This is a genomic window from Flavobacterium profundi (genome assembly GCF_006491645.1).
In the GTDB taxonomy this organism is placed as follows: Bacteria; Bacteroidota; Bacteroidia; order Flavobacteriales; family Flavobacteriaceae; genus Flavobacterium; species Flavobacterium profundi.
Genome location: NZ_VDCZ01000015.1, coordinates 23,990 through 42,369 on the forward strand (window position 1 = coordinate 23,990; position 18,380 = coordinate 42,369).

Sequence of the window (18,380 nt, forward strand, 5' to 3'; positions counted from 1 at the left end):
ACGCAGTAGCGGTGCAACAGTCATACTACTGCAGTATGTGACGTTGTTTACAAGTGCAAGAAGGCATACTCCTACAGTATTTTGGAAATTTACAAGTGCAACAAGGCACATTACTACTGTAAGTGACATTAGTAACAAGTGTATTAGAGTAGGTTACAACTGTAAGTGATACTAATTACAAGTGTAGTAGTGTAAGTTACTATAGTATGTGATACTAGTTACAAGTGTATTAGAGTAGGTTACTATAGTAAGTACTTAAAAGAAGTTTTGATTTAGATAGGTTTCGATGACTTTTTTAAAATAACAAAAGCCACAGTGAAGTGGCTTTTTGTTTTATATACTTTGCGCGCACGGAAAGCATTTCCGCGCTATCGGGGTTTTGCAATATCCAGTAATAATTCCGAAATTTGATTGTGTGTAAAGTTCATAAAGTTGTAAGTTTTTATCTGTAATTTAAAATTACTAAACTTTTACTTTACACACTTTTTTAGTACTGTATCACTTTCTTTTCTTGACATAAAGCAATCCTTATATTCTGAGAAAATAATATTGATTTTAATAGTATCGTCAGAAATTTTAAATTTTTCCCAAACTCCAAAACCATAACCACACCTAACTATACATCTCATTGAGTCTTTTCCAATATTATTATATTTGTTTTGTAAGTATTTTTTATTAATTTTTAGAAAACCTTTTTTATCTATTTTACATTTCTTATTATACTTTTCTTCAAGATCTAAACCAATTGTGCTAATTTCATGTATTAACTCGTCGTTAGATAAAAAATGGATATATCCGTTTTTTACAGGTTCATTATTTAAAAAAACACGAAAAGTATAAAATTCATCATTAAAATTATTAATTTCCAATAGGAAAATTAACAATATTGCTAAATATTTTATCATTCTACATAATTTTTAATATCAACTTCACGCCCAATATTTTCTTTTTTACCCAGCTATGCAAAGTCTCCCGACTTTGCGCTAAATTATAAAAATCATTGTCTTAATAATTTTATAAATGAAATTTTTTATGTTAGTAAATTAACTAAAAGTATTATTAATTAGACCGCAAAGTCAGGAGGCTCTGCGGTAGGGCTACAAAAGTGTTGATTATTCTAAAAATTCAGCATTATTAATTCAGGTAGCCAAAGAGCAACAAAGCATCATTGAAAATCAAGAAACAAAAATTGACGAACTGAGTAAAAAATACACTGATTTGATTAAAGAAATTGAAAATATGAAACAACTGTTGTCTTCAAAAAAGGAATGAAATTGAAATAGTATAAATAAAAAAACCACTCAATGAGTGGTTTTTTGTGGTACCTCCAGGAATCGAACCAGGGACACATGGATTTTCAGTCCATTGCTCTACCAACTGAGCTAAGGTACCTTCCAAATTCAGAAAAGTTGCTTGCTGAATGCGGGTGCAAATATAGAACCCTTTTTGTAATTTCCAAAACATTTTTTTAAAAAAATCAATTTGTATATTTGTCAGCTCAAAAAACAAAAGATGCTTTTAACTATTGATATCGGAAATACTAAAATTAAATGTGCTGTATTTGAGGAAAATACACTTTTAGAAAAATTTGTATTTGACCAAAATGAAGCCTTGATTTTTTTTAAAAAAATTTTTAAAAAATTTAATACAATTCGTTTTTCTATAGCTTCTTCTGTAGGGAAATTAGAAAAAGAGTGTCTCAGTTATGTAGAAAAACATTCTAATTTGATAGTAGTTTCGCACGAAATTTCTTTTCCTTTTGAAAATTTATATAGTACGCCTACTACTTTAGGAATCGATCGAATGGTTTTAGCAGCTGGAGCTTGTTTGTCATTTCCAAACACCAATTGTTTAATCATAGATGCAGGAACTTGTATTACTTACGACTTTTTAAATGAGGATGGACAATATTATGGAGGAGCAATTTCACCTGGATTGCAACTTAGATACAAAGCTTTACACAATTACACCGCAAAATTACCGTTATTAGACAAAGAAAATATAGATTTTTTTATTGGTCAAAACACAAATGAATCAATACATTCGGGAATAATTAATGGAATGGTCCATGAAATAGAAGGGTTTATTTCACAATATTTTCTTAAATATCAACATTTAACAATAATTTTAACAGGAGGCGATGCAGATTTTTTGGCTAAAAGATTAAAAAGCACCATATTTGCCAATTCAAATTTTTTACTAGAAAGTTTGAATTTATTATTTAATTATGTACAAACACAAAATGATTAAAAATTGTATAATTTGTTTAGTGCTTCTTGTTAGCACTATTGCTTTTTCTCAAAGAAATACTTCTTCACCATATTCATTTTATGGTTTGGGTGAACTAAAATTTAAAGGAACACAAAGTTCTAGAGCTATGGGAGGACTTGGTATTGAAGGTGATAGTGTGAGTTTAAATTTATTAAACCCTGCTTCCTATTCTCATTTAAAATTAACTACTCTTGGGGTTGGAGGAACTACTAGTTTCACCAATTTGTACAATGAAAGCACGAGTGAAAATGCTAAAAACACAGGGTTAGATTATTTAGCAGTTGGAATTCCAATGGGAAAATTTGGAGCCTCTTTCGGATTGATGCCATTTAGCGCTGTTGGTTATAATATTTCAAATACTGAAGAAGATGAATTTGGAATTCAAACAATTACAACTTCTACAGGTGTAGGAAATATAAATCGTTTTTTTGTAGGTGGTTCTTATATGTTTAATAAAAATATAAGTGTTGGTGCTGATATTCAATATAATTTTGGAACAATTGAAACCAAATCTAATGAGAGAATTTCAAATATCCAGTTGCAATCTAGGGAATTAAATTCTTCAAGAATAACAGGAATGTCTTTGAATTTTGGTGCTTTGTATAATAGAAAAATCACAGACAAACACTCTTTATATGCTAGTTTAACCTATGCTCCTGAAGCAAAATTAAATTCTGAAAATGAAAGAAATCTTGCTACGGTAACCTATACTGCAAGTGGTGCGGAAGTGGTAAATGACTCAGAAGATGTTCCAGTTAACAATACTGATATAGTTATTCCTTCTAAATTAGCGGTTGGTCTTGGGATTGGAGAAAGAAATAAATGGATGGTTGGAACTGAAATTACCTTCCAAAATAACAGTAAATTAGTTAATCGATTTGATGATTTTACAGGTGGCACCTATGAAGATTCACAAAAATATGTTGTAGGTGGCTATTATATTCCTAAATTTGACTCCTACACAAGTTATTTAAATAGAGTGGTTTATAGAGCCGGATTTAGATATGAAAATATTGGCTTAGTCATTAAAGATAAAAGCATTAAAGATTATGGCATGAATTTTGGATTTGGTTTACCACTTGGGTATTCTAAAATCGATTTAGGCTTTGAATACGGCGTTAGAGGAACTAAGTATTATAATTTAATTAGAGAAAACTATTTCAACATTAGTGTTGGCTTATCATTAAGCGATAAATGGTTTAAGAAACGTAAAATTGATTAGTAATTTTTTAGAATAGTAATAAAATGAAAACTAAATTATCTTTATTATTTGTTATTGCAGCAGGATTTTTTGCAGAGGCACAAAACAATGAGGCTTGTACAGAAACATTAAGTTTAATGGCATCTTCTGTAAAGGCTAAAGATCCAGCTGGATACGATTATTTAACAACGTTGAGAAAAGATTGTCCTTCTTTTGATAAAAGAGTTTATTCTTATGGAGAGTTTGCAATCAAACAAAAAATAGATCAAGCATCTGGAGCAGAAAAAGAAAAGTTTGTTCGTGACTTAATGAAATTTTATGATGAAAATTATAAATATTTCCCAAGTGAAGGTGCTGGTGTAGATATGAAAAAAGGACTTGCTTTATTTAATTATAAAGTAGGTACAAATCAAGAAGTTTTTAGTCTTTTTGATAAAGCGTTTACTTCTGACAAAGCAAACTTTGATTCTACTAGAGCGCTTTATGCTTACTTTGAAATCTTTGTTAAAGATTATGAAGCAGGAAACAAAGGAATCGAATTGCAACAAGTTTTTGATAAATATGATGATATCTTAGAAAAATTAAACGGATTAGAAAAAGAGTTTTCTGACGCTAAAGATGTTTTAATTTCTAAAGAAGAGTCTGGTCAACAATTAGACAGCAAAGAAGCTAAAGCAAAAAGCAGATATGAAGGGAATTTAGAAGATATTGCTACCGTTACTTCTAGTATGGATGCTATTATTGTTCAATTATCTACTTGTGATAAGTTAATCCCATTCTATCAAAAATCTTTTGAGCAAAACAAAACAAACAAAGTTTGGTTATTAAGAGCGGCAGATCGTTTGGAAGCAAAAGAATGTGATGGAGATCCATTATTCTCTAAAATTTCTGAAGCTTTGTTAAAAGTAGATCCAAGTGCTCCAGCTTATGAAAAACAAGGAATTGTTGAATACCAAAAGAAAAATATTTCAAAAGCTGTAGAATATTTAAATAAAGCAGCAGAGATGTACACTGATAATTCTAAAAAAGCAAATGTGTACATGAAGATTGCTTCGATTTATTCTAAATCTAACAAAAGTCAGTCTCGTAACTATGCTAAAAAAGCTTTAGCAGTTAAACCTTCATATGGTAAAGCTTATTTATTAATTGCGCAATTATATGGAAGTAGCATTAATGATTGTGGTGGTGATCAATTTGAAAAAAGAGCCATGTATTGGTTAGCTGCAAACTATTGTGATAAAGCAGCGGCAGCTGATTCTTCTTTAAAAGCTACAGCAGCTAAAATGGCAGCTGGTTATAGAGCAGCAGCTCCATCAAAAACTGAAATTTTCAGTAACCCAAAAGGAAATATGTCAGGTAAGAGAATTGCTTTTGACTGTTGGGTTGGTGAAAGTGTAACAGTTCCTACCTTATAAAATGAATAAAAAAAATAGAAATATATTTAATATAGTCATGATACTTAGTGTCATGACTATATTTTTTTCATGTGAAGGTTCTTTAAAAGATGTGCAAAAATTCAATCGTTCCTCTTTTTTTCCTTCAGGCGAAGCAGATTCAATAAACTTAAAATATACCGATTCTGGAAAAGTAAAATCGATTCTTAGAAGTAAAAAAATGTTAGATTACAGTAACATTACGAACGCTTTTACTGAATTCCCCCAAGGTGTAGTAGTGACTATGTTTGACGAAAACAATCAAATTACCACTATAGAGTCTGACTATGCTATTTCTTATAAAAAAACAGACATTATCGATCTACAAGGTAATGTAACCATCACTTCTCACGATGGTAAAAAATTAGAAACACAACAATTGTATTTCGACCAAAAAAACGAATGGTTTTTCACAGAGAAACACTTCAAATACTCTGACGGAACAGGTGGTTATCTTCAAGGTCCTGGTGTAGATTTTAGCAAGGATTTCAAGATTTTCAACATGCAAACTACCAATGGAGAAATAAATAACGTAGAGGAATAACAATAGTTACAGTATCGAATTTATTTATTATTTTTGGTGAAAATTAATTAAAATGAAATATACCAAGTATATTCAGTACGTGTACATTCTATTTGCTGTGTTTTTTATCTACGATGCATTTGTAAGATTTCAAAACAACGAGAACTTCACAATTAGTATTCTGTTTGCGCTTTTAGCCACTTTTATGTTCTTCTTTAAAAGAAGATTTTACAACAAATATAAAAACGGTCAAAAATAAAGTATGGAAATAGCCATCATTGTTATTTGCTTACTTTTATCAGCCTTTTTTTCAGGCATGGAAATCGCATATGTTTCTTCCAACAAAGTTTTCTTATCTATAGAGAAGAAACAAAACAATTTCAATGCAAAAATTTTATCAAAACTAACTGAAAAGCCTTCCCAGTTTATTACAGCTATGTTGGTGGGTAATAATGTGGTTTTGGTAATTTACGGAATCTATTCTGGAGATTTGTTAATGCATTGGATCACTTCTATCGAGTATCATTTCTCTCCTTTTGTAAGTCTTTTGTTGCAAACTATTTTGTCTACTGCTATTATTTTGATGACGGCTGAATTTTTACCAAAAGTGTTTTTTCAAATTTATGCCAACTCTTTCATCAAATTGTTTGCTGCACCAGCTTATTTGTTTTATCAATTGTTTTATTGGGTTTCCAAATTCATTATTTGGATTTCTGATTTTATTTTAAAAAGATTCTTTAAAACAGATGGTGATCAGGTTCAAGATTATTTTAGCAAGGTAGAATTAGGCAATTATATTAGTGAACAAATGAATAGTATTTCTGATGAAGATGAAATTGATTCTGAAATACAAATTTTTCAAAACGCACTTGAATTTTCTGACTTAAAAGCAAGAGATATCATGACGCCTCGTACAGAAATTTCAGGTTTAGACATTTTAGATACGGTGGCCGAATTGAAAGAATTATTTGTTAGTACAGGTTATTCTAAAATTGTGGTGTACCAAAATTCCATAGATGATATTTTGGGGTATGTGCATTCTTTTGAATTGTTCAAAAAACCCAAAACGATTAAATCGGTCATGATTCCAATTGAATATGTGCCAGAAACTATTTATATCAAAGATTTATTAGACATCTTAACAAAAAAACGAAAAAGTATGGCTGTTATTTTGGATGAATACGGTGGTACTTCAGGAATTATTACTGTGGAAGATATTATTGAAGAGCTTTTTGGAGAAATTGAAGATGAACATGATTTAGATGAGGAATTGATAGATGAAAAAATTGAAGAAGATGTATATTTATTCTCTGCAAGGTTAGATGTAGAGTTTATCAATCAAAAATACAATTTAGATATTCCTGAAAATGATTCGTATAGTACTTTAGGTGGTTTTATTGTGCATAATACCAAAGAAATTCCTCAAAATAAAGAAAAAATAAAGATTGAAAACTTTGAAATTACCATTCATTCTGCCTCAAATAAAAAGATAGAATTGGTTCGACTTTCCATCTTAGAAGAAAAACAATAAAGAAATCGTAAAAAATTAATAGAAATTATAACTTTTCTATTTTATTATTAAATAGATAATTGTATTTTCGCCCACTGAATTAAATTAATATACAAAATGGCAGTTTTAAATAATATTAGAAAACGTTCTGGATTACTTATCATTATTATTGGTTTTGCATTATTTGCATTCTTAATTCCAGAGTTATTTAAAAGTGGTTTTAGCATAAATAATAACAACATTGGTGAAGTGAATGGAACAGACATCAATGGTCAAGAGTTTATGAAGAAAACAGCTCAACTTGAAAAACAAAGTCAACAAGGGCAAATGAGTGCTACACAAGCAATGAACTCTGTTTGGGAACAAGAAGTAAGAAGTATCATTGTAAAAGAGCAAATTGAAAAAATAGGATTAGGAATTGGAGAAGAGCAATTAATTAATGTAATTAAAGCCAATCCATATTTCGCTCAAAATCCACAGTTTTTAAATGAAGCGGGAACTTTTGATGAAAATAAATTGAAAGAGTTTATAAAATCTATGCAAAATGATCCAAACCAAGACCGTTTGGTACAATGGAATGAATTTGAAGATCAAGTTGAAAAATCAGCTGTTGAGCAATTGTATTACAATATGCTTAAAGGTGGAATTTATACAACACAAGCAGAAGGTAAATTCAAACATGTTTTAGATACTAAAAAAGTAGATTTCGATTATGTAACCGTAGCTTTCTCAACAGTAAATGATGAAGAAGTTAAAGTTTCTGATGATGAAATTATGGCTTACATGAAGAAAAATCCTAAAAAATACAAATCTGATCCAACAAGAAACATTGATTATGTATTTTTTGAAAACAAACCTTCTCAAAAAGACGAGAAAGATTTAGAAACACAATTCTATGGTTATATTAATGGAAGTGTGGATGGTAACGATACTGTTCCAAGTTTCAAAAATGTGAAAGTAGAAAATGTTGCCGCTTTTGTAAATAAAGAATCTGAAACGCCATTTGATTCCACATATGTAACAAAAAACAATCTTCCAGTTGAATTCCAAGAGCAATTATTTAACTTATCTACAGGTGAAGTTTTTGGTCCTTATGTTAACAATGGAACTCAATCTTTGTCTAGAATGATGGGAAGAAAATCAAATGCAGGAGCTAAAGCAAGTCACATTTTATTGGCTTACGAAGGTGCACAAAGTTCTTCTGCTACGAGAACAAAAGAAGAAGCGCAAGCTTTAGCTAATTCTTTGATGGCTCAAGTAAAAGCAGACCCAAACAGTTTTGCAGCATTAGCTTTAGCAAACTCTGATGATCCAGGATCAAAAAATAATGGTGGTGAATATGACAATATTACTCCAGGTCAAATGGTACCAACATTCAACGACTTTGTATTCAACAATCCTGTAGGAAGTTTAGGAGTAGTTGAAACAGATTTTGGTTTCCACGTAATTAAAGTATTAGCAAAATACGATGCGGTTCAATTAGCTACTATTACTAAAAAAGTAGAGCCTTCTGATAAAACTATCGATGACAATTACAATACGGCAAGTAAGTTTGAATCGGATGCAACGGACAAAAACTTTGAAGAAGTTGCTAAAAATGCAAAAGCAACGATTGTACCAGCAAACAACTTAAGACCATCTGACGAGTATGTTCAAGGTTTAGGAGCTCAAAGAGAAATTGTACGTTGGGCATTTAATGACGAAACAAACAAAGGAGATATCAAACGTTTTGAAACTGCTAAAGGTTTTGTTGTTGCAACGTTAAAAGATAAGAATGAAACAGGTTTATTAAGCATGGAAATTGCAAGACAATCGGTAGGTTCTATCTTAAGAAATGAGAAAAAAGCAGAAGCGATTAAAAAGAAAATGAACGGAACTACATTAGAAAATGTAGCGAAAGCAACAGGAGGTTCTGTAAACACTGCAACTGATGTAGCTTTAGGAAACCCAACCATTATGAATATCGGGGCTGAACCAAAAGTAGTAGGTACTGCTTTTGATTTAGAAGCTGGAAAAACTTCTGGATTAGTTGTAGGTAACAGTGGTGTATTCATGGTTAAAACTAAAAAAGTAACCAATGCTCCAGAAACTAAAGACTTCTCTAACTTGGTAAGCCAAAAACAAATGCAAGAAGCAAATTCAGCACAACAAAGAGCGTATCAAGCATTAAAAGACAAAGCAGATATTACCGATAACAGAGGTAAATACTAATAAAGATCTATTTCTTACATAAAAAAGCCCTTACAGATTGTAAGGGCTTTTTTATGTTTTAACAGTTTCAATTGAATCGTTGTTTTATCTTTGAATTCATCATTGTTCCAAAAAGAATTAAAACAGCTTAAAATCGCTTTTAAATAACAAATAATGCTATGGTTTGATAGTGTTACAAATGAATATATGTAAGTTGTCTTGTTCTTTATTTTATTTGATTATTGAAACAGAAATATAAAGTGCGTTATTTCTCTTTTCCAATTGAAAGATTCGCTACCCTGAATCTTCAATTTTGTGCAGTAGCGGTGCAACAGTCATACTACTACAGTATGTGACTTTGTTTACAAGTGCAAGAAGGCATACTCCTACAGTATTTTTCAAATTTACAAGTGCAAGAGAGTATACTCCTACAGTATTTTTAAAATTTACAAGTGTAAGAAGGCATATTCCTATAGTATTTTTCAAATTTACAAGTGCAACAGAGCACATTACTACTGTAAGTGATACTAGTTACAAGTGTAGTAGTGTAGGTTACAATAGTAAATGCTTAAAAGACCGTTTTGCTTTAGATAGGTAGAGATGAGTTTTTTAAAATAACAAAAGCCACAGTGAAGTGGCTTTTTGTTTTATATACTTTGCGGGCACGGATTATACCCGAGGCTTTAGCCAAATTGACGAAGTAAATCCGATATTGATCTAACTATCTCTAACTATTGGTTTATCAAAAAATAATGATAATTTCTCTGCAATAATCAAAGCATCTTTTTCTGTTAACCTTCTCTTAATTATGTAATCGTGAGAGTTTAAATACCTGCTTAAATATACTTTCCAACCACTTTCAAACTGATTTATACTGTAAGCTATATTTACAGATTCAATATTTGAAATTTTACAAAAAAACTTATTATTAATAAATAAATCAGCTTTATTAATAGTTAATTTGTGGGATTTGTTTTTATTCCATTCGTAAAACTTATTGAATGTTAAATACATTAACAAAATGAATAAAATAATTAAATAAATCCAAATATCTATTAATACATCTAATTTTATTTTAAAAATTAGAAAAGTAAATATAATAACAGAAAATAAAAAAGAAAAAACTGTAGATTTACTATCAAAAAAAAAATTGATTATTATTTCTTTATCATTAATTACTCTAATTTCATACTCTTTCATAATACTAAAATTCTGAATTAAATATCTGTACTGCTTTTTTTGCAGCTTGAGTTTTATCTGCTGGAGCTGTTAAATCTATATTTGTTTGTTTCAAAATCTCATCAAAAAGTTCTTTACCTTTTATACCTTTATTGACAATAGCATCAATAGTCTCAAAAGTTTTTTTCCTATCAATATCTTTCATTTTATAAGTTTGGAAAACAAATATTGTTATTTTGTTCATCATATCTCCATTTTCCATATTGTCATTATTAAAGATTCTTATTACAGTTTCTTCAAATGCATTATCTATAAGCCAACCTTTAAAAATCTCAGATCCAGTTTGAGCTCTCCCCATCGAAACTAAACTAAGAACACCTTCGGCTATTTTAATTCCTTTGCCAAAATTATCAAGTTTTTCTTTGGTCATCATGTCTTCACCAGTCATTGCCTCAACTAATGCCCCAGTTCCAAGTGGGTTTTTTTGCATAAATTTAGCTAACCAATATGCTCCAGGATTGTCTTTTTCAAATTTTTCTTCTTTGTTTAATCCAGTTCCTTTGCGAATTGAATAACTCGTAATACCTTTAAATGTAGTTTTGTTCTCTTCTGGTGATAAACCATCATCATAACTAACGTAAGCATTTATATGCATAACATCTCTTGTTATTCCTTTTATATCTTCATCTGTCTTTATTTCCATTTTATATGTTCCTGCTTCATAGTACTTACCTTTAAATTTTTTGTAGAAATGAAAAATTATTTCAATATCACCTTTATTGTCGACTTTAAAAATAGGTGAATTTCCGGATGTTGAATATCCACTAGTAGATGGCGTAACCGAATTTAATTTATCAATGCTAAAAAATCTCCCAACTCTAGGGTCTAACATTCTAGATCCAAAATCATAACTATTATCATTACCTTTCAACTCATCGTCTTTTTCCATTCCATTAAAGCCGTAACGGTAAGCTGGGCTTGAGTAAGTGCGTCCTGGCAAGGTCATTCCAAAAGGATAGTAGTCAATTGGTTTGAAATAGTACTATTTTCAATACTTTTAGTAATTTTAAAAATGCTGAAAATGGCACTTTTTTGCTGTTTTCGACACTTTTTGAACCACTTTTTAAGCAAAAATTAGGCTGTTTTTTGGGCTGTTTATAAGAACGTTTTGTCTCTCAAAGATAAGACTTTTTTAAAATGGTTTTTGCGTGTTTCAGATTAATTGTATACGCGTAAAGTGCTTGAGTTTACTTGTTGAACTCGATATTGTTTCATCGGATATTGCTTGCCTTGGGCTTGACCTGTAAAGAAACTATATTCTGCATCATCACAAGCGCAAACGGCTTTAATACCATTAATAGTCATAGTAGAACAAGAACTCAAAGGTTGGTTTGGGCAAGCCGCATCAAACGCTACATAATTATTGCTTCCCGCATTAAAAACAAATACACCTCTTACACCAGCTGCACCATTATCAATATAAACCGAATTACTTACAAATTGTAAGTTATTGTATTCTGGTAAATTCAGATTGATAGTTAAATCAACCGGATAATTTGGTAAATAGGGATTGTTGTTGTTTATTCCATTGTCTTTACTGCAACTTAAAAAAAGTGCGATAAATAAAGAGAAAATCAGGTATCTTTTCATTTTTTAGGATGGATTTTAAATTTCAAATTTAATTTATTTAATTTTGACTCACTAAAAAACCGTCATAAATTAATTTTAAAAAAAATAATTATTACCTTTGCGTAAAGGAATCCCATCAAATGGGATTCTTTCTATTTATATAAACGATGAAGTTATGAGCACAGTATCTTATTACACAGCAGAAGGATTAAAAAAACTTAGAGAAGAATTAGATCAATTAAAAAGTATAGAACGTCCAAAAGCATCACAAGCAATTGCGGAAGCGAGAGATAAAGGCGATTTGTCTGAAAATGCGGAATACGATGCCGCAAAAGAAGCACAAGGTCTTTTAGAAATGAAAATTGCTAAAATGGAAGAATTAGTGGCAAATGCTCGTTTAATTGACGAGTCTCAATTGGATGTTTCTAAAGCTTTGGTGTTATCTACCGTTAAAATTAAAAACCAAACAAACGGGATGGAGATGAAATATACTTTAGTTGCAGAAAGTGAAGCAGATTTAAAGTCTGGAAAAATTTCTGTAACATCTCCAATTGGGAAAGGTTTGTTAGGTAAAAAAGTAGGTGAAATTGCCGAAATAAAAGTGCCCAATGGGACTTTAAATTTTGAAGTATTAGAAATTACAAGAGATTAAATATGGCTTCTATTTTTACAAAAATTATTGATGGAGAAATTCCATGTTATAAAATAGCAGAAGATGAAAACTTTATTGCTTTTTTAGATGTGAATCCAAATGCGAAAGGGCATACGTTATGTGTGCCAAAACAAGAAATCAATAAGATTTTTGACATGGAGGAAGACTTGTATTTAAAATTAATGTCTTTTTCTAGAAAAATAGCCAAAGCCATAGAAAAAACAATTGAGTGTAAAAGAGTAGGTGTTGCTGTTGTAGGTCTTGAAGTACCTCATGTTCACGTACATTTAATTCCTTTACAAGATATGGATGATATGCGTTTTCAAAGAAAAGTAAGTTTGGAAAAAGCAGAATTTGAAAGTATTGCACAAGCTATAGCTGCCAATTACTAATAAAAAAATCCCGATTTGTTCGGGATTTTTTTATTAGTAATTGGTTTTAAAATAACTCACCTGTATTGTGGTTCCTTTTCCAATTTCTGAATGTACCACTCTAATGTTACCTTTATGGTATTCTTGAACAATTCTTTTTGTTAAGGATAATCCTAAACCCCAACCTCTTTTTTTAGTTGTAAAGCCTGGTTCGAATATTTTATAAAATTGATTTTTAGGAATGCCTTTTCCGGTATCGGTTACTCTAATTCTAACTTTGTTTTTATCTTCCGAAATTGCAATTTGTAATTTACCTTTTCCTTTCATAGCATCAATGGCATTTTTGACTAAATTTTCAATAGTCCAACTATGTAAAATAGGATTAATTGGAATTCTAATGGGATGTTCAGGTGCCGTAAATTGGAAAACCACATGGTTGGAAGATCTTGATTTTAAATATTCAAAAGAATTTTTAGTTTCTTCTACAATGTCTACCAATTCGAGTACGGGTTCACTACCAATTTTTGAAAACCGATCTGTAATCGTTTGTAGTCGATTAATATCTTTTTCGATTTCAACAATGGTGGAAGGTTCTACATTGTCTAATTTTAAAATTTCTAGCCAACCAATTAAAGAAGATAATGGTGTTCCAATTTGATGAGCCGTTTCTTTTGCCATTCCAGCCCAAAGTTTATTTTGTGTAGCCATTTTAGTAGCTCTGTAAAAATTGTAAACGACTGCTCCAAATAAAATGATAATTAAAACTAAAGCTATGGGGTAATATTTTAATTTGTTTAATAAAGCAGAATTTCCATAGTAAATTAAGCGATAAGTATCATTGGAAAGATCCATTTGTATCGGTTGGTTTTCCGATTTCATTTTTTCAAAGAGTTTTCTCAATTGAATACTATCATTTTCGATTTCTGGATCTAAATTATTACTATTTAAAATCATACCTTCACTATTCACTTCAATCATCGGATTGGAGCCATTTGCTTGAATGATTTCAAAAGGTAAACCTACATCGGTATTGCCATCAGCATTCGCTAAGGTTTTTTGGGCTGAAACCCAAAGTTCCATTTTTTTTCTTTCATCATTCTTGAAAATTTGAAAAAAAACATAAGTATTCCATAAAATGACAATAACGATTAAGAAGGAAGCTAAAATGATAAACCAACGGGTTATATTTCTTTTTTCAGAAAATTGCATATTTAATATTTGTAAGTAAAAATAGTAAAATCCCAATCAAGATGATAATTGTCTATATGTAAAACGTAAAATAGATCTAGATATTTTATAAAGAGCTTCTTGTTAAAGATATTCTCCGAAATCCATTTGGGTTGGTCTTAAAAATATGTAAATTTGTAAAAATCTTATTTACAAATGATATCTATTAATCCAAAAGACGTTACACCTGCTAAATTACAAGGCTATTTGCAAGGAGCTGTGGCACCAAGACCTATTGCATTTGCAAGTACTATTGACGAAAATGGAAATCCTAATTTATCGCCATTTAGTTTTTTTAATGTTTTTAGTGCCAATCCACCGATATTAATTTTTTCTCCAGCAAGAAGGGTAAGAGATAATACCATTAAACATACTTTAATTAATGCGCATAGTACCAAAGAAGTAGTGATTAATGTAGTGAATTATGATATGGTTCAACAAATGTCACTTTCTAGTACTGAATACCCTGATGGTGTTAACGAATTTGAAAAAGCGGGTTTAACAATGCTTCAGTCTGATATAGTAAAGCCTTTTCGAGTAGCAGAAAGTCCCGTGCAATTTGAATGCAAAATAAACGAAATTATAGCATTAGGAAATGAAGGTGGAGCTGGGAATTTGGTGATTTGCGAGGTGGTTAAAATACATATAGAGGAATCCGTTTTAGATGCAAATGGAGGTATCGATCAGCATAAGATTGATTTGGTAGCGCGTTGTGGTGGCAATTGGTATTCCAGAGCCAATAGTGGCTTGTTTGAAGTTGAAAAACCGCTTTCAACGATGGGAATTGGAGTAGATGCTATTCCAGAGTTTATTAAGAAAAGTACGGTTTTCTCTGGGAATGATTTAGGAATTTTAGGAAATGTCGAAAGTATTCCAAAAGAAGAAGAAATTACTATCTTTGTAAACGAAAATTTTGGAGTAAAAGCCGTTTTGAGCAGTGATGACGAAATCAAAAAACACGAACTTGCCAAGCAATATATTGATAAGAATGAGGTCTTAAGCGCTTGGAAAGTATTATTAGCAAATAAATAAATTTATAAGAAATGGAAGTAACAGGAAGAGTAAAAGTGATTAACCCAGTACAGCAGGTTAGTGCAACATTTAAGAAAAGAGAGTTAGTGGTTACCACAGAAGAACAATATCCACAACACATCATGATTGAGTTTACTCAAGATAAAACAGATTTATTAAATAATTATACACCTGGGGAACAAGTTAAAGTATCTATTAATTTAAGAGGTAGAGAATGGGTAAATCCACAAGGTGAAACTAAATATTTTAATTCTATTCAAGGTTGGAGAATTGAAAAATTACAAGCTGAAGCACCAGTAACTGGGCAAATGCCTCCAATGCCAGCTGCAGATGCTTTTGAACCAGCAACCAATTTTAATGAAGAAGAACACGACGATCTTCCTTTTTAAAAATAATACCCTATAAATTTGAAGTCAGAAGTTTTAGTGAACACTATAATTTCTGACTTTTTTAATACCAAGTTTTTAATTTCGAATTTTATGACATGCATTTTTTAACAAAAGACATTTATTTTCCACCCGTTGAGGAAGCTTCACCTGAAGGTATATTGGCTGTAGGTGGTGATTTATCCATAGAGCGTCTTTTGCTAGCTTATAAAAGTGGTATTTTTCCTTGGTTTGAAGAGGATGAACCTATTCTTTGGTGGGCACCTGAGGAACGTATGGTGTTGTTTTTTGAAGACTTGAAAATTTCAAAAAGTATGCGAAACGTACTCAATCAAAATAAATTTAAAGTCACATTTAATACGGCTTTTAAAGAAGTGATATCCCATTGCAAAAAAATAGTTAGAAAAGACCAACCGGGCACTTGGATTACCAATGAAATGGTTGAAGCTTATTGTAAACTACATGAAATAGGAGTGGCAAAAAGTGTGGAAGTCTGGTTAGATAATGAATTAGTTGGTGGTTTATATGGTGTCGATTTAGGTCATATCTTTTGTGGCGAAAGTATGTTTTCCAAAGTTTCCAATGCAAGTAAAGTCGCATTTATTCATTTAGTAAAATTTTTGGAACAAAACAACTATCGCATTTTGGATTGCCAAGTATATAATGATCATTTAGCCTCATTAGGTTGTATGGAAATCGATAGAGATGATTTTATGATGGTTTTAAAACACGGGTTATGATTTTATTTTTGACAGGGAATATTGTCCCACTTTTAGTTGCTTTACTTTTTTTGTCTTTATTAATTATAGGGATAGTTTTCTTAGTGTTGCATTATACTGTAAAAAGTAAGATGCATTTCATTTGGAAAATATTACTTTTTCTTTTAGCAGTTTTGTTGACATTTATATTTCTATTAAACAATATTAGTGCTTTTTTTAATTTTTAAAATTTTAGCTTCCTAAATTGCCATTCCAAAGTATTCAACACAATCAATTCATTAGTTAAACAAGGTAAATTGGTAATCACCTTTAAGGTTTCATGAGCCATCATTGTACCAATAATACCCGGTAAAGTACCTAAAACGCCATTCAAACTGCAATTAGAAACGTCTTCTGGATTGGGTGGTTCTGGGAAAATATCCCTTAGGTTTTTACTTCCTTTATGATTGAACACAGCAATTTGTCCTTCAAATTTTAAAATACTACCATAAACTAATGGCTTTCCTAGTTTTACACAAGTATCGTTTACCAAATAACGCGTGGTAAAATTGTCACAACCATCAATCACAATGTCAAAAGAAGCAAGAATAGACTCACAAGTTGCAGGTGTAATTTTTTCATTAAAGACACTATAATTTAGGTTCGGATTTAACTCTTTCAATAGTTCTAAGGCAGTAGTGGCTTTTGGGGAACCAATCTGATTTTCGCGATATAAAATTTGACGGTGTAAATTGGATAATTCAATCACATCAAAATCAGCAATGCCAATTGTCCCAACACCTGATGCTGCCAAATATTGTAAAATAGGACAACCTAAGCCACCAGCTCCAATTACTATTATTTTTGCTTTTTTAATTTTTTCCTGACCTTCATTTCCTATTTCAGGAAGTAGCATCGGTTTGGTGTAACGTAAATAATCTTGAATTTCAAGCATAGTTTTTAAGAATTATAATTTGCATCCCAATCTTTCCATACCGGTTCGTATCCTTGTTTTTTGATGATTGCAGCGATTACATCAGCTGAACGCTCATCGCTAGTTTCAAATTGTTCCAAAGATTGTTTGTCTACACTATAACCACCAGGGTTGGTCTTTGAACCCGCGCTCATAGTAGTTGTTCCAATGGGAATAATATGATTTCTGAAATTCTCATTTTCTCGAGTTGAAATGGAAATTTCTAAATCGGGATTCCAAATACGATATGCACAAATTAATTGTGTAAGGTCTTTATCATGCATGATAAAATTAGGCTCTATAATTCCTTCTGCTGGTCTAAGTCTAGGAAAGGATACCGAATATTTGGTTTGCCAATAGGTTTTCTGTAAATAATCGATATGTAAGGCATTAAAGAAACTATCGGTCCGCCAATCTTCCAAACCTAATAATACTCCTAAACCTATTTTATGAATGCCCGCTTTCCCTATGCGATCGGGAGTCTCTAAACGAAATTCAAAATTTGACTTTTTCCCTTTTGGATGATAGTGCTTGTAGACTTCTTGATGATAGGTTTCTTGGTAAACCAAAACGGTATGTACACCCGCTTGATGCAAACTGACATATTCTGATTCACTAAGTGGCTGTACTTCTACTGAAATAGTAGCAAAGTGTTTTTTTATGATTCCTATGGCATTTAAAAAATAGTTGATGTTAACGGTATAATTGGCTTCTCCTGTAACCAATAAAACATGATTAAACCCTGCCTTTTTTAACACTTCAATTTCTGCTTTTATTTCCGTATCTGTTAGTGTTTTTCTTTTAATCTTATTGTCTAAACTGAAACCACAATAGGTACATATATTCTGACATTCGTTGCTTAAATATAATGGAGCATACATTTGTATGGTTTTTCCAAAACGTTGTTTGGTTAATAAATGGCATTTTTGTGCCATAATTTCTAAATATTCAGAAGCTATGGGAGCAATAAGATGCAAGAAATCAGTTAGGGTGCACTTTTCTTTCGAAAGGCTTTTTTCTACATCTGTAGCCGTAGTTTGATATATTTTGTTTTGAATGGTTGCCCAATCATATTGTTTGAATATTTCGTTAAAGGTGCTCATCT

At 31.0% G+C, this 18,380-nt stretch carries 18 protein-coding genes and 1 tRNA gene; 11 read left to right on the forward strand and 8 right to left on the reverse strand.

What is annotated here, in order from left to right; translation table 11 throughout:
* Positions 1-470 precede the first annotated feature (470 nt).
* Entirely contained in the window at positions 471-905 is a 435-nt protein-coding gene (locus FHG05_RS16285) for a hypothetical protein (protein ID WP_140999173.1), read from the reverse strand.
* A gap of 414 nt (positions 906-1,319) precedes the next feature.
* Positions 1,320-1,392: transfer RNA gene (locus FHG05_RS16290), tRNA-Phe, on the reverse strand.
* Between the two features lie 120 nt (positions 1,393-1,512).
* On the opposite strand from FHG05_RS16290, the gene FHG05_RS16295 reads away from it, so the two are divergent.
* The 6 genes from FHG05_RS16295 (at position 1,513) to FHG05_RS16325 (ending at position 9,149) form a co-directional block, all read left to right on the forward strand.
* The gene (locus FHG05_RS16295) at positions 1,513-2,250 is read left to right on the forward strand and encodes a type III pantothenate kinase (RefSeq protein WP_140999174.1); all 738 of its coding nucleotides are present in this window, start codon (positions 1,513-1,515) and stop codon (positions 2,248-2,250) included.
* Positions 2,243-3,493: a hypothetical protein gene (locus FHG05_RS16300; protein ID WP_140999175.1), complete on the forward strand. Its 1,251-nt coding sequence runs from the start codon at positions 2,243-2,245 to the stop codon at positions 3,491-3,493. Before FHG05_RS16295 ends, FHG05_RS16300 begins: the two co-directional genes overlap by 8 nt.
* 23 nt (positions 3,494-3,516) lie before the next feature.
* Complete coding sequence (locus FHG05_RS16305; protein WP_140999176.1) at positions 3,517-4,887, forward strand: tetratricopeptide repeat protein; 1,371 nt, start codon at positions 3,517-3,519, stop codon at positions 4,885-4,887.
* A gap of 37 nt (positions 4,888-4,924) precedes the next feature.
* Entirely contained in the window at positions 4,925-5,449 is a 525-nt protein-coding gene (lptC, locus tag FHG05_RS16310; RefSeq protein WP_317130153.1) for an LPS export ABC transporter periplasmic protein LptC, read from the forward strand.
* Positions 5,450-5,690: 241 nt separating this feature from the next.
* A complete protein-coding gene (locus tag FHG05_RS16320; RefSeq protein ID WP_140999179.1) occupies positions 5,691-6,959 on the forward strand; it encodes a hemolysin family protein in 1,269 nt (422 codons plus the stop codon).
* Between the two features lie 96 nt (positions 6,960-7,055).
* Positions 7,056-9,149 carry a peptidylprolyl isomerase gene (locus FHG05_RS16325; RefSeq protein ID WP_140999180.1) on the forward strand — a complete coding sequence of 698 codons (2,094 nt, stop codon included), beginning with the start codon at positions 7,056-7,058 and terminating at the stop codon, positions 9,147-9,149.
* 696 nt (positions 9,150-9,845) lie between these two features.
* On the opposite strand, the gene FHG05_RS16330 is transcribed toward FHG05_RS16325, so the two are convergent.
* From FHG05_RS16330 to FHG05_RS16340, 3 genes are all read right to left on the reverse strand, one after another.
* A complete protein-coding gene (locus FHG05_RS16330) occupies positions 9,846-10,328 on the reverse strand; it encodes a hypothetical protein (RefSeq protein WP_140999181.1) in 483 nt (160 codons plus the stop codon).
* Positions 10,329-10,332: 4 nt separating this feature from the next.
* Entirely contained in the window at positions 10,333-11,334 is a 1,002-nt protein-coding gene (locus tag FHG05_RS16335; RefSeq protein ID WP_262710458.1) for an RHS repeat domain-containing protein, read from the reverse strand.
* Positions 11,335-11,525: 191 nt separating this feature from the next.
* A complete protein-coding gene (locus FHG05_RS16340; RefSeq protein ID WP_140999183.1) occupies positions 11,526-11,957 on the reverse strand; it encodes a Rieske (2Fe-2S) protein in 432 nt (143 codons plus the stop codon).
* 154 nt (positions 11,958-12,111) lie between these two features.
* Here FHG05_RS16340 and greA point away from each other — a divergent pair, with 154 nt between their 5' ends.
* Both greA and FHG05_RS16350 read left to right on the forward strand, forming a co-directional pair.
* Complete coding sequence (gene greA, locus FHG05_RS16345; RefSeq protein ID WP_140999184.1) at positions 12,112-12,588, forward strand: transcription elongation factor GreA; 477 nt, start codon at positions 12,112-12,114, stop codon at positions 12,586-12,588.
* A gap of 2 nt (positions 12,589-12,590) precedes the next feature.
* On the forward strand, positions 12,591-12,980 hold the full coding sequence (locus tag FHG05_RS16350) for an HIT family protein (protein ID WP_140999185.1): 390 nt from the start codon (positions 12,591-12,593) through the stop codon (positions 12,978-12,980).
* 33 nt (positions 12,981-13,013) lie between these two features.
* Here the strand turns inward: FHG05_RS16350 and FHG05_RS16355 are convergent, their stop codons facing one another.
* A complete protein-coding gene (locus FHG05_RS16355; protein ID WP_140999186.1) occupies positions 13,014-14,168 on the reverse strand; it encodes a sensor histidine kinase in 1,155 nt (384 codons plus the stop codon).
* Positions 14,169-14,342: 174 nt separating this feature from the next.
* Here FHG05_RS16355 and FHG05_RS16360 point away from each other — a divergent pair, with 174 nt between their 5' ends.
* The 3 genes from FHG05_RS16360 (at position 14,343) to aat (ending at position 16,344) form a co-directional block, all read left to right on the forward strand.
* Entirely contained in the window at positions 14,343-15,218 is an 876-nt protein-coding gene (locus tag FHG05_RS16360; RefSeq protein ID WP_140999187.1) for a flavin reductase family protein, read from the forward strand.
* A gap of 11 nt (positions 15,219-15,229) precedes the next feature.
* Entirely contained in the window at positions 15,230-15,607 is a 378-nt protein-coding gene (locus FHG05_RS16365; RefSeq protein WP_140999188.1) for a DUF3127 domain-containing protein, read from the forward strand.
* Between the two features lie 95 nt (positions 15,608-15,702).
* Positions 15,703-16,344 (forward strand): leucyl/phenylalanyl-tRNA--protein transferase, encoded by a 642-nt coding sequence (gene aat, locus FHG05_RS16370; protein ID WP_140999189.1) that lies wholly within the window; start codon positions 15,703-15,705, stop codon positions 16,342-16,344.
* 202 nt (positions 16,345-16,546) lie between these two features.
* On the opposite strand, the gene FHG05_RS16375 is transcribed toward aat, so the two are convergent.
* Together FHG05_RS16375 and thiH are read right to left on the reverse strand one after the other, a co-directional pair.
* The gene (locus FHG05_RS16375; RefSeq protein WP_140999190.1) at positions 16,547-17,257 is read right to left on the reverse strand and encodes a HesA/MoeB/ThiF family protein; all 711 of its coding nucleotides are present in this window, start codon (positions 17,255-17,257) and stop codon (positions 16,547-16,549) included.
* Positions 17,258-17,262: 5 nt separating this feature from the next.
* Complete coding sequence (thiH, locus tag FHG05_RS16380; protein ID WP_140999191.1) at positions 17,263-18,378, reverse strand: 2-iminoacetate synthase ThiH; 1,116 nt, start codon at positions 18,376-18,378, stop codon at positions 17,263-17,265.
* Positions 18,379-18,380: the final 2 nt, after the last annotated feature.